The organism is Paraburkholderia sp. RL17-380-BIE-A (assembly GCF_046028085.1).
Taxonomy (GTDB): Bacteria; Pseudomonadota; Gammaproteobacteria; order Burkholderiales; family Burkholderiaceae; genus Paraburkholderia.
This window is the reverse complement of the sequence record NZ_JARESQ010000001.1, coordinates 88,271-110,983: the sequence shown is the minus strand read 5'-3', so window position 1 is coordinate 110,983 and position 22,713 is coordinate 88,271. Positions and strand designations below refer to the sequence as shown.

Genomic DNA, 22,713 nt, shown 5'->3' with positions numbered 1-22,713 from the left:
TATAGTCGCATCAGGCGCTTCTCCGAGAAAGCGCTCCGATACGACGGGAGACAGGCCGCAATGGAAACAATCGCTTTCCGGATGGTGCTCAACCCCGGCATGCGCGAGGAATACGAACGACGTCACGCGCAAATCTGGCCCGAACTGGTTGATGCATTGCACAATGCCGGTGTTCGCGATTACCGGATTTTCTTCGACCCGGACTCGCACCATCTCTTCGCCGTGCTGACGCGAAACAACCATCACACCATGGACGAACTGCCGCAACTCGAGGTCATGCGCAAATGGTGGGATTACATGGCTGACATCATGCACACGGCGCCGGATCACACGCCGCTTCAGCAGCCGCTCGAACCGGTCTTTCACCTGAACTCGCTGAGCTGAGCCGACTTGATCTGATTGCCGCTCAGCAGACTTACATGATCTGACTCGAAACGATCTTCACCGGACGGAGGATGTCGCATGCAGGTGGTCGATTCGCATATCCATTTGTGGGATCTGAAAACGCATCGCTATCCGTGGCTGGAAAACCCGGGCGTGTCGTTCGTGGGCGATGCGCGTGACTTGAAGCACGACTACCTGCTGGACGATCTGCTGGGCGAGGCGGGCGATATCGAGGTACTGAAACTGGTGCACGTGGAAGCGAATCACGATCCCGCCGATCCGGTCGAAGAAACGCGCTGGCTGCAATCCATTGCGGATCGCAAGGAATCGCGCGGCATGCCGAACGCGATCGTCGCCGCGGTGGATCTGTCCGCGCCGAATGCGCCGGCCGTGCTCGAAGCGCATGCGTCGTTCGCGAATACGCGTGGCATCCGGCAGATTCTGAACGTGCACGAGAACAAGCTGTTCGATTACGTCGGCCGTCATTTCATGCGCGAGCCGCAATGGCGCGAACACTTCGCGTTGCTGCGCCGTTACGACATGTCGTTCGATCTGCAACTGTATCCGTCACAGATGGAAGAAGCGGCGGCGTTGGCGCGCTCGCATGGCGACACGCAATTCGTGATCAACCACGCGGGCATGTTCGTGGACCGTAATAGCGTGGCGGGCTATCGCGCCTGGCGCGACGGCATGCGCCTGCTCGCCGGTTGCCGCAATGTCGCGGTGAAGATCAGTGGACTCGCGATGTTAGACCACCGGTGGAGTGTTGAAAGCCTACGGCCGTATGTGCTCGAAACGATCGATACGTTCGGCGTCGAGCGCGCGATGTTCGCCTCGAATTTTCCCGTCGACCGGCTGTTCGGCTCTTACGCGGATTTGTGGCATGCGTATGCATCGATCGTGGATGGCGCGAGCGTCGCCGAGAAAGAGGCGCTGTTTTGCCGTAATGCGGAACGTTGCTACCGCATCTGAAGGGCATTGGAACGCGAAAAAGAAGGAGACACGCTGTGCAGCAAGCCACATCCTCAGTGCCGCGGCTCGAATTGCGGCACGCGAGTAAATCATTCGGCCGGGTTCGCGCGCTTTCCGACGGCGATCTCGCGCTATGGCCGGGAGAGGTGCATGCGTTGCTCGGCGAGAACGGCGCGGGCAAATCGACGCTCGTGAAGATTCTCGCGGGCGTGCATCAGCCGGATACCGGCGAGTTGCTGGTGGACGGCGTGGCGCGCCGCTTCGCGACACCCGCTGAAGCGCGCGACGCCGGGCTCGCGGTCATCTATCAGGAACCGACGCTGTTCTTCGATCTGTCGATCGCGGAGAACATCTTCATGGGGCGGCAGCCGGTGGACCGGATCGGCCGCATTCAATACGACGCGATGCGCCGCGAGGTGGACGGCTTGCTGGCGTCGCTCGGTGTCGATCTGCGCGCCGATCAGCTGGTGCGCGGTTTGTCGATTGCCGATCAGCAGGTGATCGAAATTGCCAAGGCGTTGTCGCTGAACGCCAACGTGCTCATCATGGACGAACCGACCGCCGCGTTGTCGCTGCCCGAAGTGGAGCGGCTCTTTGCGATCGTGCACAAGCTGCGCGAGCGTGACGTGGCGATTCTGTTCATCACGCACCGGCTCGACGAGGTATTCGCGCTGACACAGCGCGTCACGATCATGCGCGACGGCGCGAAAGTTTTCGACGGCCTGACCGCCGATCTCACCACTGAGTCGATCGTGGCCAAAATGGTCGGGCGCGATCTGGAAACCTTCTATCCGAAAGCCGACCGGCCGCCTGGGGAAGTGCGCCTGTCGGTACGCGGCCTCACGCGCGTGGGCGTCTTCAAGGACATTTCCTTCGACGTGCGCGCGGGCGAGATCGTGGCGCTGGCCGGGCTGGTCGGCGCGGGGCGCAGCGAAGTCGCGCGCGCGATCTTCGGCATCGATCCGCTCGACTCGGGCGAAATCTGGATTGCCGGCAAGCGTCTGACGGCAGGCCGGCCCGCCGCCGCGGTGCGCGCCGGACTTGCGCTCGTGCCGGAGGACCGCCGGCAACAAGGACTCGCGCTGGAATTGAGCATTGCGCGCAATGCCTCGATGACCGTGCTCGGGCGGCTCGTCAAACACGGCCTCATCTCGACGCGCAGCGAGACGCAACTTGCCAACCAATGGGGCACGCGTCTGCGTCTCAAGGCGGGCGACCCGAACGCGCCGGTCGGCACGTTGTCGGGCGGCAATCAGCAGAAAGTCGTGCTCGGTAAATGGCTGGCAACCGGGCCGAAAGTGCTGATCATCGACGAACCCACGCGTGGGATCGACGTCGGCGCGAAGGCCGAGGTGTATAGCGCGCTCGCCGAACTGGTGCGCGACGGCATGGCGGTGCTGATGATCTCGAGCGAATTGCCCGAAGTACTCGGCATGGCCGACCGTGTGCTGGTGATGCACGAGGGACGTATCAGCGCGGATATAGCGCGTGCCGACGCTGACGAGGAACGCATCATGGGCGCCGCACTTGGTCAACCCGTCGGCCATCCAGTCCAACCGATTCCACCGCTGGGACACGCCGCATGATGCGCCATTCTTCCACCCATCCCGCGCCGGTCCATCCGCCGGTCGCGAAGCGCGCGGCGGGCTCGCCGGGCGGCTTTGCCGCAAGCATCGCAAAGAGCCGCGAAACAACGTTGTTCGTCGTGCTGATTCTGCTGATTGTGGGCACTGGGCTCGCGAAACCGCAGTTCCTGAACCTGCAGAACCTGCGCGACGTGCTGCTGAACGTGTCGATCATCAGCTTGCTGACGGCCGGCATGACCGTGGTGATCCTCATGCGGCATATCGATCTGTCGGTCGGCTCGACGGTCGGCATCAGCGCGTATGCGGTCGGCAGCCTGTATGTCGCGTTTCCGCAGATGCCGGTGATCGTCGCGTTGGCTGCGGGGCTTGCCATCGGTCTCGTGGCGGGCGGCATCAATGCGCTGCTCGTCGCGGTGGGACGCGTGCCGTCGCTGGTGGCGACGCTATCCACGCTGTACATTTTTCGCGGTGCGGACTATGCGTGGGTGCATGGCGGGCAGATCAACGCCACCAGCCTGCCCGATGCTTTCTCTCGTCTCGCGACTGGAACGTTGCTCGGCATTCCGACGCTTGCGCTGATCGCGATTGTCGTGCTGGCCGGGCTCGCCGTGTATCTGAAGCAGTTTCGCGGTGGCCGCGAACACTACGCGATCGGCTCGAATCCGGAGGCGGCGCGTCTCGCCGGTGTGAACGTGGAGCGTCGCGTGATGGCGGGATTTCTGCTCTCTGGCGCGGTTGCCGGTTTTGCGGGCGCGTTGTGGCTGGCACGCTTCGGCACCGTGGATGCCAGCACCGCGAAGGGCATCGAATTGCAAGTGGTGGCCGCCGCCGTGGTGGGTAGTGTCGCAATCACTGGCGGCGTCGGCACGATTCTCGGCGCGACGTTGGGCGCGCTCGTGCTCGGCGTGATCAGCATCGCGCTGGTCGTGCTGCACGTGTCGCCATTCTGGGAGCAGGCCATCGAGGGCGCGCTGATTGTCGCCGCGATTACCGCCGATACCTTGCTGGCCCGCTCCGTCGCCAAACGCATGATGAGGAAACGCGATCATGGCTAAACCCGATTCCGCGCTGCTCACGCGCAAACGCGAAACGCCGCTGCAATGGGAAGTGTTGCTGGTGATCGTGCTGATTCTCTCGCTCGCGCTCGGGCGGTTGCTGTCGCCCGTGTTTCTCACCGGCGCGAATCTGAGCAACGTGCTGGCGGATCTGACCGAAATTGCGTTGATGGCGCTGCCGATGACGCTGATCATCGTCGCCGCCGAAATCGATCTGTCGGTGGCCTCGGTGCTCGGCGCGTCCAGCGCGTTGATGGGCGTGCTGTGGCACATGGGCTTGCCGATGCCGGTCGTGATCGTGCTGGTGCTGATCGCGGGAGCCTTGGCCGGTCTGCTCAACGGCCTCGTGATCGTCAAGCTCAATCTGCCTTCGCTCGCGGTCACGATCGGCACGTTGGCGCTGTTTCGCGGCCTCGCCTATGTGCTGCTCGGCGACCAGGCGGTGGCGGATTTTCCCGCGGCTTACACGGCGTTCGGCATGGACACGGTTGGTTCGAGTTTCATACCGCTGCCGTTTGTGATCGTGATCGTCGGCGCGGTGGTGTTCACCGTGCTGCTGCAGTCCACGGCGTTCGGCCGCAGTCTCTACGCGATCGGCGCGAATCCGACCGCCGCGGCGTTCTCCGGTATCGAAGTGGCAAAGATCCGCTTGCGTCTGTTCGTGCTGTCCGGCGCCATGAGCGCGCTGGCGGGCGTGGTCTATACGCTGCGCTTCACGAGCGCGCGGGGCGACAACGGTGAAGGTTTCGAGTTGTCGGTGATCGCGGCGGTGCTGTTCGGCGGTGTGAGCATTTTCGGCGGACGCGGGTCGATGATCGGCGTGCTGCTGTCGCTGCTGATTATCGGCGTGCTGAAAAACGCGCTGACGCTCGACGACGTATCCAGCGAAACGTTGACCATCGTGACCGGCGTGCTGCTGCTGGCCTCGGTGCTGATACCGAATCTGGTGGCGCGCTGGCGCGCGGCGCGCGACAGGCGTTTCATCGCGAAGTCCGCATCTTCAGTCTAAGTTTTTAGCCGTGCCTGCATCTGCGAAGAGAAAGTCTAACAACCGATAACCCGGACAACGTCACGTCCAACAACAAGGCAGGAGACACTTCATGTTCAAACCTCTACGTCACACCGGCACCGCGGCGCTCTGCGTTGCGTTGATCGCGATCAGTTGCGCCGCGTCCGCCGCGGGCCTGAAAAGCGGTCTGAAAATCGCATTCGTGCCGAAGCAGATCAACAACCCCTACGAAGTGATCGCCGACGACGGCGGCATGACCGCGATCAAGGAGTTCGGCGGCGTGGGCAAAGCGGTGGGGCCGTCGGATGCGGGCGCGTCGTCGCAAGTGCAGTACATCAATACGCTGATTACGCAGCGCCAGGACGCGATCGTGATCGCAGCGAACGACGCCAATGCGGTGGTGCCGTATCTGAAGAAGGCGATGTCGCAAGGCATCAAGGTCGTGACCTTCGACTCGGACACGGCGCCCGAGGGCCGGCAACTGTTCGTCAACCAGGCGAACGCGGAAGGCATCGGCCGTGGCCAGGTTCAACTGGTAGCCAAGCTGATGGGCGGCGAGGGCGAGTTCGCCGTGCTGTCGGCCACGCCCAATGCGACCAATCAGAACACGTGGATCAAGTGGATGCAGGAGGAACTGAAAAAGCCCGAGTATTCGAAGATCAAGCTCGTGAAGATCGCCTACGGTAACGACGACGATCAGAAGTCATTCACCGAAACGCAAGGTCTGCTGCAGGCATATCCGAATCTGAAGGCGATCGTCGCGCCGACCACGGTCGGTATTGCAGCCGCCGCGCGTTATATCTCCACTTCGTCGAGCAAGGGCAAAGTGGCGGTGACCGGTCTCGGTACGCCGAACCAGATGCGTGCGTTCGTGAAAAACGGCACCGTGAAGGCGTTCCAGTTGTGGGATCCGGGTCAACTCGGCTACCTGGCTGCTTATGCCGCGGCGGCGCTGTCTTCGGGCACGATCAGCGGTAAGGAAGGCGAGTCGTTCGACGCCGGCAAGCTCGGCAAACGGACCATCGGGCCGCAAGGCGAAATCATTCTTGGACCGCCTACTACGTTCGACTCGAGCAATATCGACAACTTTAACTTCTGAGTGGGCAAGCATCGCCGCGTGGTTTCTCGCGGCGATGCTTTTCACGAGACAAGAAACACGAGGCGCGCCGGCAAACAACAGCCCGCGCGCTTTTTTCTTCCGGAAGCCTGAAGCGCTTAAGCGCAACTGCTTCAGAAGCGATGCTGAATACCCGCCGTCACGCCAGTTTGCGTATCCGCCACACCGATCAAATCGCGTGACAGACTGACAGCGTTGTCATGCCTGGCCATCGCATAACCACCCGCCATATACAGCACCGTTCGCTTGGATAGCGCGTACTGCGCGCGCAGCGAGAACAGCGTCGGATCCGCGTCGCTCGCGTCCTTGATGTCCTGATGATAGACCGCAGCGAACAGCGAGAAGAACGGCGTCACCTCATATTGACCGCCGAGCCAGTACATGTCGCTGCGCAAAGTGGGCGCGGCGGTGTGGAACGTGCGCTGGTAGTTCCGATAACCGGCCATTGCCTTCACGGCGCCGAAGTCGTAGCTCAGGCCTGCGTGAATGCCCTGGATATAGTTGGTGGTATCGGCGGGCGTGACGCTGTCGTTCGCACCGTTCTGCCGGTCGAAGGTCACGACCGCGGCGAACGGACCGGTCTCGTAGCCAAGAGCGAAGTCGTACTTCGAACTCGACTTCATGCTGCCCGGCACATTGCCGAAACCATACATCGCGCCGAACTTGAAGCCGGAGAAGGTGCCGTCATAACGCACCGCGTTGGACGAGCGCGAGAACAGACCGTCCTTGCGGCCGCCCGTCGCCGTGGATGACGTCGCCCACGAGTAGTTCGGCGCATACCCCATTGGGTCGAACTGCAGCATGTAGTCGTACGTGGTCGTGAAATTGCGGCCGAGCGTGATTTGCCCGAAGCGGTTTTTCAGGCCGATGGACGCGCGGCGGTCGAAGATCGCGCCGGAGCTGTCGTCGAACTGGCCGTTGGCGATGTTGATGCCGCTTTCCAGTTGGAACACCGCCTTCAGGCCGCCACCGAGATCCTCGACGCCGCGCAAACCCCAGCGCGAAGTGTTCTTGCCGCCGGACACGAGGCGCGTGGCGCCACCGTCTTTGCTGGCATGGTTCACGTACTCGACACCCGCGTCGACGATGCCGTACAGGGTCACGCTCGATTGCGCGTGCGCGCCGGCTGCAAAACCGGCGAGTCCGGCGCAAGTGACGCCGACGGTCGCCTTCTTCATACTCCACTTCATCAACAGTCTCCTGTGGTTGGTTTTTTACTTCGATTGGGCAGCGCCGAAGGAGAGGTCCTTCGGGGTCTGCATGCCGCGCTTCAGCTCGCCTGAGCGAAGGCCCAGCAGTCGTTGGCGGGGAATTCGATCCAGTGGCGGCCGGCCGCGCGCGGCACGTGGCCAAAGGCGCGCAAGCGCAGGTCGCCGCAATGGAACAGGTATTCCCAGCGGTCGCCGAGATACATCGACGTAACGAGGTCGGCTTCGAGCCGGTTCGCGCCGGGTCCGTCGGCGACCTGCACGCGTTCGAGGCGGATCACGGCCTGCGCGTGCTGTCCGGCCGTGAGTGCTTCGCGTGCTTGCGCCTGCAGTTGCCAGCCGTCGCCGGCAAGCGTCACGCGTTCGCCGTCGACCGCCGCCACGCGTGCCTCGATGCGGTTGTTGCTGCCCATGAACTCGGCGGTGTAGAGCGAGCGGGGCGCGCCGTACAGTTCGGCGGGCGTGCCTTCCTGTTCGATGCGGCCGTTGCGTAGCAACAGAATGCGGTCGGACATCGCCATCGCTTCGGTCTGGTCGTGCGTCACGCACAACGCAGAGAGGCCCAGTGACACGATCAGCTCGCGCAGCCAGGCGCGGGCTTCTTCGCGCAGCTTGGCGTCCAGATTCGAGAGCGGTTCGTCGAGCAGAATCACCGGCGGGTTGTAGACCAGTGCTCGCGCAATCGCGACACGCTGTTGCTGGCCGCCGGATAGCTGATACGGATAACGCGCGGCGAGGTGGCCGAGGCCGAGTTGGTCGAGTGCGGCCTGCACGCGTTTTTTCTGCTCGGCGGGCGAGACGCGCCGCAGTTTCAATCCATAGCCGACGTTATCGGCCACGGTGCGATGCGGCCACAGCGCATACGACTGGAACACGAGTCCCAGCGAGCGCTGCTCGACCGGCAGATCGACATGCGCCGCGCCGTCGAAAAACGCCTGACCGTCCAGTTCGATGCGGCCCGACGACGGCTGTTCGAGTCCGGCCACCGCGCGCAGCAGCGTGGTCTTGCCGCTGCCCGACGCGCCCAGCAGGCAGACCACTTCACCGGGGTTCAGTTCGAACGACACGCCTTTGAGAATCGGGTTGTCGCCATAGCTCAGAAAGAGGTTGTCGACTGAGAGCTTATCCATGCAATTTCACTCCGAAGCGCAGCGCGACACCGAGTCCGGCGCCGACCATCGCGATGTTGATGACAGAAAGCGCCGCGACCTGATCGACCGACCCGGTGGCCCATAGCGACACGAGCAGCGCGCCGATCACTTCCGTGCCGGGCGAGAGCAGATAGACAGCGGTCGAATATTCGCGCTCGAAGATCATGAAAATCAGCAGCCACGCGGCGAGCAGGCCGAAGCGCACGAGTGGCAGCGTCACATCGAGACTGACGCGCGCACGCGTGGCGCCGACGCTGCGTCCCGCTTCCTCCAGCTCAGGCCCGACTTGCAGCAGCGCGCTCTGAATCAGACGCATGCCGTAGGCGAGCCACACGACGGTGTACGCGATCCAGATGCTCCACATCGAGTTCTTCAGTTCCTTGAGGCCGGGCACGAAAAGAAACACCCACAGGAACGCGAGACCGGCGAGCAGGCCCGGCACCGCACGCGGCAGCAGCACGAGGTAATCGAGCAGGCGCGTGGCCCAGTCGTTGCGGCGATGACCGGCGAACGCCACCAGCGAATAGAAGCCGACCGCCAGCGCGCCGCCGAACACGCCGATGCCGAGCGTGTTGAGAATCGCGCGGACCAGGTTGTTCTGCTCGAACAGTTCCGTGAAGTTGGCAAGCGTGAGCGCATCCGCGAGATGCACGCCATGTCCCCAGTGCGTGACGAACGCACGTAACGTAATGCCGGAGATCGGCACGAACACCGTCAAGAATAGCCACAGCGCGACGATGCCGAGCGCGACCCAGCGCCACACGCCGAGCGGCAGCACGGTCTGCCGTCCCGCCTTGCCCTTGACCGTCACGAAGCGGTTCGCGCTCCTTAGCAGCCGGCGTTGCAGCAGCACGAGCGGGAACGTGATCGCGACGATGCACATCGCGACCGCGGCCATCAGGTGATACGAGGGCACGCCCAGCTTGTTGGTGAGCTTGTAGAGATAGGTGGCCAGCACGAGGTGCCCTTCGGGATCGCCGAGTACGAGCGGCAAGCCGAATACTTCGAAGCCGAGGAAGAACACCAGCACGCCGGCGAACAGCAGCGCGGGCAGGGTCATCGGCAGGCTTACGTCGAGCGCGACGCGAAACGGCCGCGCACCGGCCACACGGGCCGCTTCTTCGACATCCGAGCCGAGATTGCGCAGCGCCGCCGACGAATACAGGTACACGTGCGGCACATGCGTGAGGCCGACGATCACCGTGATGGCGAAAACCGAATAGACGGTCCACGGCGCTTGCGCGGTGCCGAACAGTTCCATCCACCAGACCGAGTAAAAACCGACCGGGCCGGCGGCGACCACGTAGCCGAAGGCGAGCACCATCGGCGAGACGAACACGGGCGTGAGCAGCAGCGGTTCGAGCCAGCGGCGGCCAGGCAGGTCGGTGCGTACCATCAGGAACGCGAGAACGCCGCCGAGCGGAATCGAGATGAACAGCATCCCGGCCGCGATGACAAAGGAGTTTTTCAGCGCGGACCAGAAGTCCGGGTCGCTGAAAATAAATTCGAAGCCGGCGAGGCCGAGCGTCCGCTTTGCGTCGAAGAATGGCGCGCTCAGCACGCTTTGCAGCAGGATGAAGCCGAGTGGCAGCGCCACCGCCACGGTCAGCACCGCGATGACGAGCCAGCGCAGCAGTCCCATGAACGGCTGCAGTCCGCCGCTCGGCAGCGCGCCGATGGAGCCGCCGTCTGCCGCGTGCGGTGGTGCCGCGCGGTGTGCGGTTGCGCTAGTGGAAAGCATGAGTGTCCCCCTGCGGCACAAAGCCGCATATCGACAGGTATGGAAGGAAGTGCGGCCGCGCGTGTCAGCGCGCGCGCCGCTGTGTCAAACGCGAAGGGCTAGCGCTTGATCGACTGTTGCCATTGCTTGAAGAATTCGAGGCGCTTGGACTGGTCGAGGTAGACCAGCAAGCCCGAGCCGATCGGGATCGGTTTGAGCGAGTCGCCGAGCTGCTTCGTGAGGCCGGCCATCGACGTTTCACCCTGCACATCCGCGCGAATCGAGAACAGGCCCGCCTGATTCGCCAGCAAGGTCTGGCCGCGTTCCGAGAGCAGATAGTCGACCCACAGCTTCGCGGCGTTCGGGCTGTGTGCTTTCTTCGAGATCGTCACGAGCCGGCTGACAACTAGCGTGTAGTCCTTCGGATAGACGTAGCCGATCGACGGATCTTTCTTTGCTTTGGTCTGCGCGTACGAGCCGAGAATGTTGTAGCCGATCAGGTTCTCGCCCGAGGAAATGCGCTCCATCATCGCGCCGGTGCTCGATTGCAGCTTCGGCCCGGTGGCGCCGATGGCTTTCATCAGATTCCACGTGACCTGCGGATTGACGCGCACGTCCTGGGTCAGATAGTTGAAGCCGACGCCGGACTTTTCGATGTCGTAAGTGGTGACGCGGCCCTTGAACTGATCGGGCCTGGCTTGCAGCAGTTTGATCAGATCGGCGCGCGTTTGCGGCACGTCGCCGGGCGGCAGCAGGCGTTTGTTGTAGACGATCGCGAGCGGCTCGTAGGTGGTGCCGTAAGCCTGCTTCTGGTACTGCGCCCATTGCGGCAACTGATTCGTTTCGGGCGACTCGTAGGTGGCCATCAAGCCGTCGTTGACGAGCTTGACCTGCAGATCCATGGCTGAACTCCACAGCACGTCGGCGCTGATGCTGCTCGCTGCGTTCTCGCTGATATAGCGGTTGTATAGCTCGGTGCTGCTCATGTCGTTGTAGTCGACCTTGACGCCATACATGCTTTCAAAGTCCTTGATGAGCGGACGCACCAGCGCGGTGTCCGTGACCGAGTAGACGATCAGCTTGCCTTCCTTTTTTGCGCCGTCGATAGTGGCCTGGTAATCGCCTGGATAGCCGGCCGGAATGGCTGCCCATGCGGAATTGACGGTGAATGCGACAGCTGCTGCGAGTACTTTCAAAGCGTTTTGCACGTCTTCCTCCAGATAACTTCGTGTTGGTTTTGTGTAGGCGAATGGTAAGAGGTCGATGCTTTCTGAACGCTTTCAATTTTCGAAGGAAATGCGTCACAATGGTCGAATTCGCCTCATGGATTTCCCTGGGATTCTGCTCATGCGTGTGCTGCTCGTCGAAGACAATCCGATCCTTTCCCGCTCGCTCACCGACGCGCTGACCAGCGCGAAACTCACGGTCGACTGCATGCACGACGGTGAATCAGCCGACCACGTGCTTCGTACGCAGGACTACGCATTGGTGATTCTCGATATCGGTTTGCCGAAACTCGACGGCCTCGAAGTGCTGCGCCGTTTGCGCGCACGCCGCAACGCCGTGCCGGTGCTAATGCTGACCGCGCACGGTTCGGTAGAGGAGCGCGTGCGCGGCCTCGATCTCGGCGCCGACGACTATCTCGCCAAGCCTTTCGCCCTCACCGAACTCGAAGCGCGCGCGCGTGCGCTGTTACGCCGCAGCCACGGTCAGGAACCGCTCAACGCACAATGCGGCACGCTGCTTTACGACAGCGTGGACCGGGGCTTCACGCTCGACGGAGAATCGCTTGCGCTGACGCCGCGCGAGCGCTCGGTGCTGGAAGTGCTGATCCTGCGTAACGGCCGCGCGATCAACAAGGACACGCTGTCGGAGAAAATCTTCGGGCTCGACGAATCGGTGAATGCGGACGCGATCGAAATCTATGTGTACCGCTTGCGCAAGAAACTCGAACACAGTTCGGTTGGCATCGTGACGCTGCGCGGACTCGGCTATCTGCTGGAAGCAAGAAGCGCATGACGCAGCCGAATCTGCGCGTACGTGTCGCACTGTGGCTGTTGGTGCCGCTGCTTCTGCTGCTCGCGTTCGACGCGTGGCTCACGTATCAGCGCGCAATGAACGCGGCGCATGCGGCATTCGACCGCACGCTCGAATTTTCGCTGCGCTCGATTCGCGACGGCATCCGCTTGCGCGACGGCGAGATCGAAGTCGATCTTCCGTACCTCGCTCTGGAGATGTTCGAATCGAATGGCGGCGGCAACATCTACTATCAGATTCGCGAGGAAGGTGGGCGCGTGGTGACCGGATATCCTGACTTGCCGGACGCCGGCAACGTGCCAGGTGAGCCCTACCGCGTGCGTTTCTATGACGGCGTGTTTCGCGGCCGTCCGCTGCGTATCGCCATGCTCAGGCTGCCCGTGCACGACGTGCCGAGCGCGCAGACGCGGGTGGTGCTGGTGAGAGTGGGTGAAACGATCGAGCAGCGTCAGGCGTTGGCGCGCGAGATTCTGACCGGCTCGCTGCAACAGGAAGGCTTGCTGGTGGTGCTCGCGCTCGGCATCGTGTGGCTGGGCGTGGCGCGCGGTTTGCGGCCGTTGAACCGTTTGTCGGCGAAAGTGGCCGCGCGCGCGGAGGATGATCCGACGCCGCTCGACACGGTCGGTCTGCCGAGCGAAGTGACGCCGCTAGTCGATTCGATCAATCAGTACATCGGCCGCACGCAGTTGATGCAGTCGTCGCGCAGGCGTTTTTTCAACGACGCCGCGCATCAGTTGAAAACGCCGCTTGCGGTGATTCAGGCGGAGTCCGAACTGGCGCTGCGCGATATCGACGGCGTGGAAGCGGGTTCGACTGGCGATCGTCGGCAAGGGGTGCATTTGCGGCGGCTGAATCGCGCGGTGCAGCACGCGGTGCGCATCGTGCAACAGTTGCTGTCGCTCTCGCGGCTCGAAGCGCACAGCGGCTATACGGTCAGGCACGCGGCGGTGCCGCTGCACAAGGTGGCGCGCAGCGTGACGCTCGACTGGTCGCCGGTGGCCCGCGCACGTGGCATCGATCTCGGTTTCGAGCAGGACGCGCGTGTCGACGTGATGGGGCAAAGCGATCTGCTCGCGGAACTGGTCGGCAATCTGATCGATAACGCGATCCGCTATTCAGGCGATGGTGCGGTGATTACCGTGCGGGTCGCGCGCGAAGGCGAACAGGCGTTGCTGCAGGTGATCGACAATGGGCCGGGCATTGCCATGAGCGAGCGCGAGGCGGTGTTCGAGCGCTTCTATCGCAGCGAAGCGACGCAGGCGGTGGAAGGCAGCGGACTGGGTTTGTCGATCGTGCGGGAAATCGCGCGCGTACACGGCGCGCTGGTTGCGCTCGCCGATGCGCATGGCGGCGGGTTGATCGTCAGCGTGTTGCTTCCGCCGTTGAAGGCGGCGTAACGCCGGCGCGGCATTCAGCGGCGAATCGGAAAGCGCCGCGCATAACCCGTGGGAGAGGTGCCGCTGCTCCACGTTTCGCCATCGATCAATACCTGTGAAGCGCTTTCTTCCGGCACCGCGACGTTTACGCCCGCTGCCGCTTCGCGATACAACTGAGTCTGGTTGATTCGCGCAGCGATGTCCGCATAATCCGCGCGCGCGTCGATCATGCCCCAGCGCTCGAACTGCGTGAGAAACCACGCGCCTTCGAACACTCGCGGATAATTCACCGCGCCGTTGTCGAAGAAGCGCACGGGCAGGCCGCCCGGCGCGGAAGCCGCGATCTCGTTGCTGAGGCGCGCCGCGATCAACGAGGCATCAATGCCAACGTACTCGGGCCGCGCAAGCCAGCGCGCGATGTCCTCGCGATGTCCCGCGCCGTCGAGCCAGCGGCACGCTTCGAGCATGGTCTGCACGAGCGCGCGCGCGGCATGCGGATTCGCGCTGACAAAATCGCGCCGGCACGCCAGCACTTTCTCGGGATGATCGGGCCACACGTCGCTCGTATAAGCGATCGTTCTGCCGACGCCTTGCGCTTCGGCCTGCATATTCCACGGTTCACCAACGCACAGTCCGTCGAGCTTGTCTTCGGCGAGCGCCGCGACCATTTGCGGCGGAGGAATCACCACGCTCTCGATATCGCGCAACGGATCCACGCCTTGTGACGCGAGCCAGTAGTACAGCCACATCGCGTGCGTGCCGGTGGGGAAGGTCTGCGCGAAGACCGGCTTGCGGCCGAGCGCGGCGAGCGCCTTGGGCAGCGTGCCGCGTTCGGCGAGCGCATCGGCGAGACGGTTCGACAGCGTGATGGCCTGGCCGTTGCGGTTGAGCACCATCAGCACGGCCATGTCCGTTTGCGGTCCGCCGAGACCCAGTTGCACGCCGTACACGAGTCCGTAGAGCGCGTGGGCCGCATCCAGATCGCCCGACAGTAGTTTGTCACGCACGGCGGCCCACGACGGCTGACGCGACAACTCCAGCGTCAGGCCGTGCGCGTGGCCGAATTCGAGCAGCTTGGCGGCGACGAGCGGCGCGGCGTCCGAGAGCGCCACGAAGCCGAGCCGCAGATGAGTCTTCTCGAGCGGCCCGGATGGGTTGGTTGCAGTGGTAATGGGAGAGTTCATGGACGGCGCTTCATTTGAGCGAGTCGGCCGACGCGATGATGGCGCGCGCGACTTCGGCGAGTTTGACGCCCTGGTTCATCGCGCGCTTGCGCAGGTTGGCGTAGGCGGCGTGTTCGGTGATCTTCTGTTGATCCATCAGGAGCCGTTTGGCGCGATCGATCAGCTTGCGCTCGGCAAGTTCGCTTTCGACTTGCGCGAGGCGCTCGCGCAATTGCGATTCCTGCGCAAAACGCGCGAGCGCGACTTCGAGGATGGGCGCAAGACGCTCGGTCGCTAGACCTTCGACGAGATAGGCCGTGACGCCCGCGCCGACGGCGTCGCGGATCAATTGCTGGTTGGCGTCGTGGCTGAACATCAGCACCGGGCGCGGCGCGGTGGCGTTCATGACCGCAAGCTGTTCGAGCGTGTCGCGCGACGGCGATTCCGTATCGATGATGATGACATCGGGCCGCTCGCTCTGCACCACGCGATGCAGTGCTTGCGGCGTGGCGGTGCCCGCCAGCATCTCGTAGCCGAGTCGGGCAAGGGCGTCGCGAAGGTCGCCGATGGGCTTATCGGTGTCGGTTACGAGGAGAACGCGCAGCATGGAGTGGGGTTTTATCGACGGCTGACCAGGAATAAAGCAATGGCTATGCCAGTCGATGCGCCCAAGTGTAAAACTCGTGCAGTCACGCACTTGGCGATTGCGTGGGCGCCCGTCGCTGCACCTGCACGGGGCACGTCACGCCGATGCACCGAAGCGGCGCATGCCGCTCCGTTCATCAACGCCATTGGCCGTAACTGCGGGGCGCAAACACCAAACTCAGCGCCATCATCGCGACGACGCAGCAGGCGAGCATGATCCACGCGGCGCCGAAGCTTCCGCTCCAGCCTCGCACGAGACCGGCCACAACCGGCGCGACGGCGGCCACGATGAAGCCCACGCCCTGGGTGAATGCGACGAGTTGGCCGGCCACGCGATGGTCGGCTGAATGATCCATGGCGGTGACGAGCGTCAGCGAAAAGACCCCGCCCAGGCCCGCGCCTGCTACGCCGGCCCACAGCAAGGGCGCGGCATCGGGCCAGACAATCAAGCCAAGCAGTCCGAACAGTTGCGCCGAGAGACCGAGCATCAGCCATGGCCGGCGATCCCGGAACGACGCCGCGGCAAGCGGCAACAGCAGTGCCGCGCTCGCCTGAAACACCGTCATGCCGGCCAGCAGCGATCCGCTCGCCGCCACGCTCACGCCGCGCTGCTGATAAAACGCCGGCAACCACGCGACGAGACTCGTATAGCCGCCGTTGACAATCCCGAAGTAGAGCCCGAGGGTCCACGCGCGCCGCGTACGCCAAAGTGAAAGGGTGTCGGCTTGTGCCGAAGCAGCCGCTGCGGCGCCGCTGCCGGAAGACCGGCGGTTCAATGCCCACCAGCAGGCGAGCGCCGCACAGGCAGGAATCGCCCATGCCGCGAGCCCTGCCTGCCATGACTGCATCGCGTGGCTCACCCAAGGGCTCAAACTCGCGCCCAACCCGCCGCCGCCCATGATGGACGCTGAGAACACGCCCATTGCGAGCGGCACGCGCGCATGAAAGCGCTGCTTCATCACGGCGGGCAGCAGCGCCTGAATTGCGGCGACGCCGGCACCTGCCAGCAACGCGGTGGCGAGCAGCGCCGCGCCGCTCGACGCCGTCCACCGCGCCGCGCACGCCAGCGCGATGGCCAGCAAGCCGAGCGCGACACCGCGTGTTTCGCCGAGCGTGCGGGTCAGCGCGCCCGCCCCGAATGCGCCGATCCCCATTGCTACGACCGGCAGGCTGGTCAGCAGCGACGCACCGTAGAAGCTGAGGCCGGTTGCGTCGCGGATGGTCGTCATCAAAGGGCTGATCGAGGTCAGCAAGGGCCGCAGATTGATGCCGATCGCGACGATCGCACCCAGCCACACGATGTCCCGCCACGTCAGCGCCACAGTGGCGTGGTGAGCGGAAGTGCGGGTCGAACTGGCCTGGGGGTGCGAATTCACAATGGTCCTCGTGGGGAGAGAGAGGGGGCGGCGCGCCGTCTGCTGGCGCGGTGGCGAAGCGGCGAGGTGGGCGTCGTTGGCGAAACCGGTGAGCAGCAGCAGTGTGAAAACCCATGCGCGGCTTATTTTGGTCAACCATAGTAACAAAAAATGGTTAACCATTTTTATGATGTCCGGTATAGCTCGCAGCATAAGCGGATGGCGCCGGCTGCCCGCCGCCGCTAGAATGCCTGGGCGTTTCCGCTCCATTTCCGGTCACTGAAGCCATGCCACCACGTCCCCGGCGCTCGTCGTCTGCTGATACAGACGCGTCCGTTCAACCCGCACGCGACGACGATTCGTCCAGCGTCGAAGAGCGTATTTATGCGTCGATTACCGCGGCGTTGCTGCAGGGACGCCTGCGACCGGGCGCGCAACTGGTCGAGCGGGATCTGGCCGCCGCCTTCGGCTGCACGCGCGGCGCGCTGCGCAAGGTGCTCGCACGGCTAGGCTTCGAAGGCAAGCTCGTGCTGGAGGCGAATCGCGGTGCGTTTGTGCCGTCGCCGTCCGAGGAGGACATTCGCCAGGTGTATCGCGCGCGGCAGATCGTCGAGGCGGGCATCGTCGCCGCGTTGTGCGGGGCATTGAGCGCGCAGCACAAGCGGAGCTTGCGCGCGCACGTTCGCAGCGAAGAGAAGGCGCTACGCGCCGGGGCGCTCGAAGACTCCGTGCGTCTTGCCGGCCAGTTTCACGTGTTGCTGACGGAGTTAGCCGGCGGCGCGGAACTGCTCGGACTGGTCGGGCAACTGGTCGCCAAAACCGAGCTGTATAAAGCGCTGTTCGACCCGTCGAAGGGTTCCACCTGCTCCGCGGACGAACACACGCAAATCATCGACGCGCTCGAATCGGGCAACCTCGCCGCGGCATTGGCGGCAATGCGGGAGCATCTGACTGAACTGGAGGAGCGGGTGGTCGAGCAGGTGCGCAAAAGCGCCGCCGGAGAGGATCTCGGGACGGTGTTCGGCCTTTGAGCGCGTGTGGAGGGAAGCGGGGAAGGCGGTGAAACGCCCGCCGGCAGCAGAAAGCGCCAGGCGATGAGGGAATTTCAGGTTGCAACAAGGCGACGCCGCAGCGCGCCGCTCAGGCTCGAATCAACGAGTCAAGCCGGAGAAGGCGCGCGAATGGCTTCGCGTACAACTCAATCGCAATGGATCACGCCGGGACCGCGCAAAGCGCGCTCAGCGTGCCGCCGGCCTTAACGGCGACGGAATTGCGTGTTGCGAGCACCGCCGCCACCGGTGGCGCGCTCGTCTTTATGACGGAAATTGATCCGGCCTTTGGTCAGATCGTAGACGGACAGCTCAAGCGTCACGCGGTCGCCCGCGAGAATACGGATGTGGTTCTTGCGCATGCGTCCGGACGCGTAAGCGCCAACCACGACGCCGTTGTCGAGCGTCACGCGGTAACGACTGTCCGGAAGTACTTCGTCGACGATACCGTCAAGTTCAAGCAGTTCTTCTTTCGCCATGCATAACTCCTGGTCGATGGGATAAGGGGTGTTGGTCGCCCACGCCGGGCAGCACAACATCAGATTGGGGCGATAGCGGGTTTTTCGAGCCCGCTGTCCTGCGGCATCAGCCTATATGCTGATAGTACCGCTCAAAGATCGGCGACGGACTGGCCGTCTACACGGCCGTCGATCAGTTGCTCGGCATGCGCCATGCACGCAATGCGTGCCTTGCCCGTGCCGTCGAACGGAAACAGGTACTGCAGACGGAACACACGGCCGTCGGCGGCCGCACTGGCGCCCACGCGGCAGATGCGCACCGACGCGTCGTAACCGGCGTCCGGATTGCGGCTCGTCTGACCGTCCGCCGGGCGGCGCGGATAGACGAGCGGGTGAATTTCGTAACCCTTGTACGTCTTGACTGCTGAATTCATGAAGCTTGTGTCCTGTATTACGTGGCCGGCGTGTCACGCGTGTTACGCGCGGCAAGACCGGCCGGGCAGCGCAGCACCTTGAGGCGCGCCGCCATGGAAAAAGTTTGGCACAGGCCCGATGACAAGGGCTTGAGCGCGGCCGCGCAAAATCGCGGATTCGATGGAGAAGAAACACGCTGATGTCGCGCGGACATCGGGCGCGTGAATGAACCCTCAGCTGCACAGCTCGCGACGGCGAATGCATGCGACGCATTGCCGGAGTGACGGGACCGCCAGCAGGCGGCGGTCGAACAGTCGGGGGTGGTGCGGAGATGCCGGTTTGAGCCTGCCCGGTATTGCCTGAGGTTCAACCCGCGATGATGCTGCGATTTTGCCAGGAAACGCCGGAACTACGAATGCGGAATACAGCTATTCCAATATGATGCACTAAATAGGGCTAATTGGATAGCAAAAAGTTCCACGCAGGGGTGAACCGCCCAGCCGGCGGGGCCTCGCGCGCGACGCGGCGCTCGCGCACGGCGTGCCTCGCCATGAGCGGCACGCCGGGTGAAGGGTTGCGCCGTCGTGGCGCGCGCTGAACGATCAACAGGGTCTTGCTTCAGCGGGATGTTTCGGCGACGCGCTTCTGCAGCTCGCGCGTTGCCGCGAGCGGAATGCGCGCGTCATCCCAGCCGGCCAGCCATTCGACTTCCTTCGACGTGAAAATCTGCCCGTGATTGCGCAGCGTGTATTGCAGCGAATCGATGATGTGATTGCGGATGATCTCCGGCGTGCCTTCGTCATCGAGCACGGCGCGAAACGCTTCGAGCGTGGCCATCTGTTGCTCCGTGAAATAGATACGCCTTTTATCGCACGAAAAAAAATCGCTCGCCAAGCGGACAAAATTCGCCGTGCGCGAAAGGGCGGCGTCGAGAGGCCGGCGCCCGCGCCCGTTTTTTGAGGGCGTGATCGCCGCCGCGGTCGCCGCGGCGCGGCGGGGTGGCTACAATGGCGAGTTGCCGCATCCCTTGAACACCGCGATTCCCCAATGCGCAACCCAAACGTGTCTCCTGTGAAAGACCTGCTGCTCGAGCGCTACGCTCCCATTGCCGACGGCATCGCGGCGCTGTTCTATCCGTGCGCCGAAGTGGTGATTCACGACCTGCGCGATCAGACTATCGCATACCTCGTGAACAACCTGTCGAAGCTTGAGGTGGGCGGGCCGTCCGTGCTGGACGAAGTCCATTACGCGGCGCGCGGCCAGACGATCGGGCCGTATGAAAAGCTCAACTGGGACGGCCGGCGCATGCGTTGCGTGAGCAACATTCTGTTCGACGACGACGGCAAACCGGCCGGCATGCTGTGCATCAACTTCAATATCGCCGTGTTCGAAGATGTGCGTTCCACACTCGATCTGTTCATCAAGGGCGGCAACCTGAGCGACGCGCCCGCGGAAGAACTGTTCCGCGACGACTGGCAGGACCGCATCAACACGTACCTGCATACGTGGCTGCGCGAACGGCAGATCGGCATCAATGCGCTCACGCGCGAACACAAGCGGGAAATCGTCGAGGCGCTGCACGCACAAGGCGCGTTTCGCGGCCGCAGTTCCGCGAACTACGTGGCCGCCGTGCTGACGATGGGGCGCGCCACCGTCTACAAGATTCTGAAGCAGATGAAAGAGGGCGGCTGACGGTTCGACCGTTGCCGTGCGAAAGCGCTGCGTTTTTCAATTCAGGGAGGATGCGAATGGTGCGTTACCGGCACTACAAAGGCGGGATTTACGAACTGGTTTGCGAGGCCACGCTCGAGTCGGATCCGACCGTCACGATGATCGTGTACAAAGCCGCCAATGGTACGATCTGGACGCGTCCGGCTTCGGTATTTTTCGAACTGGTCGACGTGGACGGCGCCAAGGTGGCGCGCTTCGCGCCGATCGATCAGGCATAACCAACAACAGGAATCTGAATGCGTTTACTGCTTGCCATCATTCTGCCGTGGTTTCAGTTTTTCACGATCGGCCGTCCGTTCGCGGGCATTATCTGCCTGATCCTGCAGATCACGCTGATCGGCTGGATTCCGGCCGCGATCTGGTCGGTGTATGCGCTGAGCCAGTACAACACCGATAAGAAAATTGCCCGGGCAATGGGCAGCGGGCGTTAAGGCTTGCGAGGAGCGGCATGAGTGTGCTTCCGAGCCACACATGCGCCGCCCTTCAAATAGGCTGAAGCACGCCCGACACGCGCGTTTAGCCCTCGTGCGGAGCGTTTTTGCCGCGCGCAAATGTGTGATGCTCACGGAACGATATTTCAGCAACAGGCGCGCCGGCAGTGATCGGACTCCTCCATGGATGGCAGGTGGCAGGTAGCGGCAAAGCATTCGTTTCGACCGCATGGAAGAACGCAGAACGTTTCCATATCTGACGGATCTTCGATTCTTTCGGGCCTGGTAACTACTGGTAAGATGTTTGCCTACCCTTGGCAAGCAAATGAAACGACTTCCCGTTCTAAACGGGCTGCGCGGAATCGCGATCATTGCAGTGGTATTTCACCACTCATTTTCGGTTTTCTTTAACGCGGCTGGATCCGTCACCCTAACTCCGTCGACCGTGCTCGGATCCAGTGGATGGCTAGGAGTGAACCTCTTTTTCTTTCTCTCCGGCTTCGTTTTGTATCTTCCGTACGCAACCGGCCAACGGTCGTTCGACGGACTTCGATCGCTGTTCGGCTTTTACGGCCATAGAGCGCGGCGGTTGTTACCGCTGTATTACACGGCGTCGTTGTTTCTCCTCCTCTTCACAACGCACTATCAGCTTGACGATTCCTCGCTGTATCGGGCACTGGTTCAGTATGCACTGGCGACATTTATATTCAGCAGGGAGACGTTTTTTCCGTCAATCAATTGGGTACTTTGGTCGCTCGGTGTCGAACTATGGTTTTCGCTGTTGTTTCCTGCTGTTGTGATCGCGATCGACCGCTTCGGCTGGCGCAAGATACTCGTGATCGTCATGATTGCGGCACTCGCCGTTCGTTTTGCAGGTCAGATCGTGGTCCCAACGAATCCGCGACGGGTTCTGAACTTCATATCGGATTCGCTGTTTGGCCGGCTTGATGAATTTATTCTCGGCATGTTGGGCGCATGGGTATTCTCACGGCGCCTGATGCTTTGGCGGCCGACAGTTCAGTTCCTGTGTGGCGTGTGGCTTCTCGTATCGTCGGCAGTACTTTGGTCGCTGTGGTATCGCGGCACATTCGTGGAACCGCTTGCCGCGTTCTTCAACATACCGTTCGACGCCGGCTTGCTGTTGACCGTCAATGCATTGCTCGTTGGCTGCAAACCGGCCGCGCGCCTGGTGAGCATTTGGCCTTTGCAAATGTCTGGGCTGATGTGCTACAGCATCTATCTATGGCACGCACCCATTATTTCTCATTTCCGGGCTTCCGCTTACTCGATCTTCACCTACGTTGCGTACGTGGGTATTACCTATCTGATCGCGTGGATTTCATACCGATATATCGAATTTGGCTCGGTATCGGACTATCGCGAGTTGCTGCCAAAACCCGCAGATGGCGGTGACGATCAGACACCGCTTCAAGATCGTCACCCACGCTCCATCACTAATAGTTGAAGAACGTGAGATTCTGCATATGCATGGAATTGGCGCTTTTGTGCTCAGGCTTCTGATGCGTCCGGCACCTCGATAACAAGATCGGTCTCGGCAATTGCCACACACGGCAGAATAAAACCCTCCGCCTTTTCTTCCCGGCTCAGTCCGGGCCATTCGATCGTGTACGAGACTGTTCCGCTGACCAGACGGCAGATACACGTACGGCACGTCCCATTCCTGCACGAGCGCGGCAAACGCAGATTTGCAAAGCTTGCGGCTTCGAGAATCGTGAGCGAATCGGGCGCTTCAAAGCTTTGACCAATTGGCTCGACGCGAACCAGAGGCGGGCGGATAGAGTCGGACATCGTGTGAGTCTGTGACGGATTGCGCCACACTTTACACGTTGCC

24 protein-coding genes are annotated in these 22,713 nt (G+C 62.6%); 13 read left to right on the top strand and 11 right to left on the bottom strand.

Annotated elements, in window-relative coordinates; genetic code table 11:
• Positions 1-60: 60 nt before the first annotated feature.
• The 6 genes from rhaM to rhaS all read left to right on the top strand — a co-directional run bounded on the left by rhaM (position 61) and on the right by rhaS (position 6,105).
• Entirely contained in the window at positions 61-384 is a 324-nt protein-coding gene (rhaM, locus tag P0D68_RS00530; protein WP_091807700.1) for an L-rhamnose mutarotase, read from the top strand.
• A gap of 78 nt (positions 385-462) precedes the next feature.
• Entirely contained in the window at positions 463-1,356 is an 894-nt protein-coding gene (locus P0D68_RS00525) for an amidohydrolase family protein (RefSeq protein ID WP_408295427.1), read from the top strand.
• Positions 1,357-1,391: 35 nt separating this feature from the next.
• Positions 1,392-2,942: a sugar ABC transporter ATP-binding protein gene (locus tag P0D68_RS00520; RefSeq protein WP_408295424.1), complete on the top strand. Its 1,551-nt coding sequence runs from the start codon at positions 1,392-1,394 to the stop codon at positions 2,940-2,942.
• A complete protein-coding gene (locus P0D68_RS00515; protein ID WP_408295421.1) occupies positions 2,939-3,997 on the top strand; it encodes an ABC transporter permease in 1,059 nt (352 codons plus the stop codon). The genes P0D68_RS00520 and P0D68_RS00515 overlap by 4 nt, the downstream gene beginning before the upstream one ends.
• The gene (locus P0D68_RS00510) at positions 3,990-5,006 is read left to right on the top strand and encodes an ABC transporter permease (protein ID WP_408295418.1); all 1,017 of its coding nucleotides are present in this window, start codon (positions 3,990-3,992) and stop codon (positions 5,004-5,006) included. Before P0D68_RS00515 ends, P0D68_RS00510 begins: the two co-directional genes overlap by 8 nt.
• 91 nt (positions 5,007-5,097) lie before the next feature.
• Complete coding sequence (gene rhaS / locus P0D68_RS00505) at positions 5,098-6,105, top strand: rhamnose ABC transporter substrate-binding protein (RefSeq protein ID WP_091807711.1); 1,008 nt, start codon at positions 5,098-5,100, stop codon at positions 6,103-6,105.
• Positions 6,106-6,236: 131 nt separating this feature from the next.
• Here rhaS and P0D68_RS00500 read toward each other — a convergent pair whose 3' ends face one another.
• The 4 genes from P0D68_RS00500 to P0D68_RS00485 all read right to left on the bottom strand — a co-directional run bounded on the left by P0D68_RS00500 (position 6,237) and on the right by P0D68_RS00485 (position 11,410).
• Complete coding sequence (locus tag P0D68_RS00500) at positions 6,237-7,313, bottom strand: porin (protein ID WP_408295415.1); 1,077 nt, start codon at positions 7,311-7,313, stop codon at positions 6,237-6,239.
• Positions 7,314-7,393: 80 nt separating this feature from the next.
• Positions 7,394-8,461, bottom strand: a complete 1,068-nt coding sequence (locus P0D68_RS00495) for an ABC transporter ATP-binding protein (RefSeq protein WP_091807716.1) — start codon at positions 8,459-8,461, stop codon at positions 7,394-7,396.
• Positions 8,454-10,223, bottom strand: a complete 1,770-nt coding sequence (locus tag P0D68_RS00490; RefSeq protein ID WP_408295412.1) for an ABC transporter permease — start codon at positions 10,221-10,223, stop codon at positions 8,454-8,456. Before P0D68_RS00490 ends, P0D68_RS00495 begins: the two co-directional genes overlap by 8 nt.
• A 98-nt stretch (positions 10,224-10,321) precedes the next feature.
• Positions 10,322-11,410, bottom strand: coding sequence for an ABC transporter substrate-binding protein (locus P0D68_RS00485; protein WP_408295409.1), 1,089 nt, complete (start codon positions 11,408-11,410; stop codon positions 10,322-10,324).
• Positions 11,411-11,549: 139 nt separating this feature from the next.
• Here P0D68_RS00485 and P0D68_RS00480 point away from each other — a divergent pair, with 139 nt between their 5' ends.
• A complete protein-coding gene (locus tag P0D68_RS00480) occupies positions 11,550-12,221 on the top strand; it encodes a response regulator (RefSeq protein ID WP_408295895.1) in 672 nt (223 codons plus the stop codon).
• A complete protein-coding gene (locus tag P0D68_RS00475) occupies positions 12,218-13,636 on the top strand; it encodes a sensor histidine kinase (RefSeq protein WP_091807726.1) in 1,419 nt (472 codons plus the stop codon). The genes P0D68_RS00480 and P0D68_RS00475 overlap by 4 nt, the downstream gene beginning before the upstream one ends.
• Positions 13,637-13,650: 14 nt before the next feature.
• On the opposite strand, the gene P0D68_RS00470 is transcribed toward P0D68_RS00475, so the two are convergent.
• The 3 genes from P0D68_RS00470 to P0D68_RS00460 all read right to left on the bottom strand — a co-directional run bounded on the left by P0D68_RS00470 (position 13,651) and on the right by P0D68_RS00460 (position 16,799).
• Entirely contained in the window at positions 13,651-14,799 is a 1,149-nt protein-coding gene (locus tag P0D68_RS00470) for a CmpA/NrtA family ABC transporter substrate-binding protein (RefSeq protein ID WP_408295406.1), read from the bottom strand.
• 10 nt (positions 14,800-14,809) lie between these two features.
• A complete protein-coding gene (locus tag P0D68_RS00465; protein ID WP_408184132.1) occupies positions 14,810-15,385 on the bottom strand; it encodes an ANTAR domain-containing response regulator in 576 nt (191 codons plus the stop codon).
• A gap of 175 nt (positions 15,386-15,560) precedes the next feature.
• Positions 15,561-16,799 carry a cyanate transporter gene (locus P0D68_RS00460; RefSeq protein ID WP_408295403.1) on the bottom strand — a complete coding sequence of 413 codons (1,239 nt, stop codon included), beginning with the start codon at positions 16,797-16,799 and terminating at the stop codon, positions 15,561-15,563.
• Positions 16,800-17,065: 266 nt separating this feature from the next.
• Between P0D68_RS00460 and P0D68_RS00455 the strand changes: the two genes are divergently transcribed.
• A complete protein-coding gene (locus tag P0D68_RS00455; protein WP_408184131.1) occupies positions 17,066-17,809 on the top strand; it encodes a GntR family transcriptional regulator in 744 nt (247 codons plus the stop codon).
• Positions 17,810-18,033: 224 nt separating this feature from the next.
• Here P0D68_RS00455 and infA read toward each other — a convergent pair whose 3' ends face one another.
• The 3 genes from infA to P0D68_RS00440 all read right to left on the bottom strand — a co-directional run bounded on the left by infA (position 18,034) and on the right by P0D68_RS00440 (position 19,536).
• Positions 18,034-18,306 (bottom strand): translation initiation factor IF-1, encoded by a 273-nt coding sequence (gene infA / locus P0D68_RS00450; RefSeq protein WP_012427521.1) that lies wholly within the window; start codon positions 18,304-18,306, stop codon positions 18,034-18,036.
• A 131-nt stretch (positions 18,307-18,437) separates the two neighbouring features.
• Complete coding sequence (locus P0D68_RS00445) at positions 18,438-18,719, bottom strand: hypothetical protein (RefSeq protein WP_091807736.1); 282 nt, start codon at positions 18,717-18,719, stop codon at positions 18,438-18,440.
• Between the two features lie 598 nt (positions 18,720-19,317).
• Complete coding sequence (locus tag P0D68_RS00440) at positions 19,318-19,536, bottom strand: hypothetical protein (RefSeq protein WP_091807738.1); 219 nt, start codon at positions 19,534-19,536, stop codon at positions 19,318-19,320.
• 210 nt (positions 19,537-19,746) lie between these two features.
• Here P0D68_RS00440 and P0D68_RS00435 point away from each other — a divergent pair, with 210 nt between their 5' ends.
• The 4 genes from P0D68_RS00435 (at position 19,747) to P0D68_RS00420 (ending at position 22,326) form a co-directional block, all read left to right on the top strand.
• On the top strand, positions 19,747-20,391 hold the full coding sequence (locus P0D68_RS00435; RefSeq protein ID WP_091807740.1) for a helix-turn-helix transcriptional regulator: 645 nt from the start codon (positions 19,747-19,749) through the stop codon (positions 20,389-20,391).
• A 56-nt stretch (positions 20,392-20,447) separates the two neighbouring features.
• Entirely contained in the window at positions 20,448-20,648 is a 201-nt protein-coding gene (locus tag P0D68_RS00430; RefSeq protein ID WP_408295398.1) for a DUF1653 domain-containing protein, read from the top strand.
• Between the two features lie 18 nt (positions 20,649-20,666).
• Positions 20,667-20,861 (top strand): YqaE/Pmp3 family membrane protein, encoded by a 195-nt coding sequence (locus P0D68_RS00425; RefSeq protein ID WP_012427516.1) that lies wholly within the window; start codon positions 20,667-20,669, stop codon positions 20,859-20,861.
• Positions 20,862-21,186: 325 nt separating this feature from the next.
• A complete protein-coding gene (locus P0D68_RS00420) occupies positions 21,187-22,326 on the top strand; it encodes an acyltransferase family protein (RefSeq protein ID WP_408295395.1) in 1,140 nt (379 codons plus the stop codon).
• Between the two features lie 44 nt (positions 22,327-22,370).
• Here the strand turns inward: P0D68_RS00420 and P0D68_RS00415 are convergent, their stop codons facing one another.
• On the bottom strand, positions 22,371-22,670 hold the full coding sequence (locus tag P0D68_RS00415; protein ID WP_408184129.1) for a 2Fe-2S iron-sulfur cluster-binding protein: 300 nt from the start codon (positions 22,668-22,670) through the stop codon (positions 22,371-22,373).
• Positions 22,671-22,713 lie beyond the last annotated feature (43 nt).